Below are 1,233 nucleotides of genomic sequence, written 5' to 3' on the forward strand. Positions count from 1 at the left end.
ACCCTCCCCCGCCCCGAAGCCCGATCCCGCTCTTGAGCCGACGGCCGAGCCCGGCGTCGATGCCGCCGCCCTGATCCGCCGCAGCGTGAAGAGCCTGTCGGGCCGCGCCACCTTCGGCGAGATCACCGACGCGACTCTGGCAACGCTGCGCGCCGAATGCCCCGGCTGGGACTATCAGACACTCCACGCTGACTTCCGCACCTGGATAGAGGCGGACGCAGGCCGGACCCCGGTGAGCTATCAGAACGCCTTCATCGGCTACGTGCGGCGCTTTGATGCTAAGAATCGGCATACGCTGCGGTAGAGAGATCACCTGCGATTCGTGGCCACCGAATAGGACGGCGTCGCCAGCGCGGGGTTCTGTGTCCGAACATCGAGCAGCAACGCGATCCTTTGGCAGACGCGGCACGGAGCTACAACTGGACGACGATTGTTGAAAAGGTCCGGGCAATGCCCGCGCTCGCCAACACTACGCGGCCGGGTAGCACATCCGGCTTCGCGCCGCTGCATCAGGTGGCGCATGGCGGTGGACCGTCATCCGTGGCGATGGCTCTGATCACGCGGGGCGCTTGGCGGAGCCTGCGCGAACTTTCACGCCGTCATCCGTGGCCGCGTCGGCGATCTGGAGGCGAAAAGCGGACTCCGCCTGCTACGACTGGCACCCATGCTAGAGACCTTCGGGGATCGATAGTTCCCGGAGTCCGAAATGTACGGTGGTTTCCGCTACAGCCTGGATTTGCAGGGCGCCGAACCGACCCTGGTGAGCGAGAGCTGTTGCCGCGTCGTGGAGGGATCCGAAGAGCGGCAAGAGGTCGACGTCCATTGCAGCAGACTGGTCCCGCAAAAGCCGCGTTCCACGGGCATCGAGATTATCCGCAAGGACGATGGCGTTCCGGATGTATCGCGTGGCGAGTGACAGATCCTTCCTACGGCCTCGTGGCGCACCGCAGATTCGGACAATTTGAACGTCGCCGGCGCAACGCCATCGCAAACTGATTCAATGAGAGTGCTCATTTTCCACCCGTCCGTCGATCATCGATACTCCGGGAACGCTAATCGACACTCCCGGAACGGCGAGGCGATACATCGGGAACGCGAGCATCGATCCTTCAGGAACGCCGCAACGATACTCCGGGAACGCACCTTCGAAAGCGAATCGTGGAAAGTCGCTGACTTGAGCCCACATTCCCCAAGTAAATCGCTGATTTTGCTGTCAGGATCTCAATATTTCCG

The 1,233-nt window shown here is 62.4% G+C and carries 1 protein-coding gene and 1 pseudogene; both read left to right on the forward strand.

Translation table 11 applies throughout. From position 1 onward, the window contains the following. Positions 1–304 (forward strand): annotated as a pseudogene (locus AX685_RS22885) (replication initiator protein A); the annotation flags it as partial. Positions 305–706: 402 nt separating this feature from the next. Beyond that, positions 707–916 carry a hypothetical protein gene (locus tag AX685_RS17965; protein WP_063690300.1) on the forward strand — a complete coding sequence of 70 codons (210 nt, stop codon included), beginning with the start codon at positions 707–709 and terminating at the stop codon, positions 914–916. Positions 917–1,233 lie beyond the last annotated feature (317 nt).

Source organism: Sphingomonas sp. CCH9-F2, assembly GCF_001556735.1.
GTDB lineage: Bacteria > Pseudomonadota > Alphaproteobacteria > Sphingomonadales > Sphingomonadaceae > Sphingomonas > Sphingomonas ginsenosidimutans.

Coding starts and splice junctions, on each gene's coding strand:
- AX685_RS17965 (WP_063690300.1), top strand. CDS start 707: ATGTACGGTGGTTTCCGCTACAGCCTGGATTTGCAGGGCGCCGAACCG.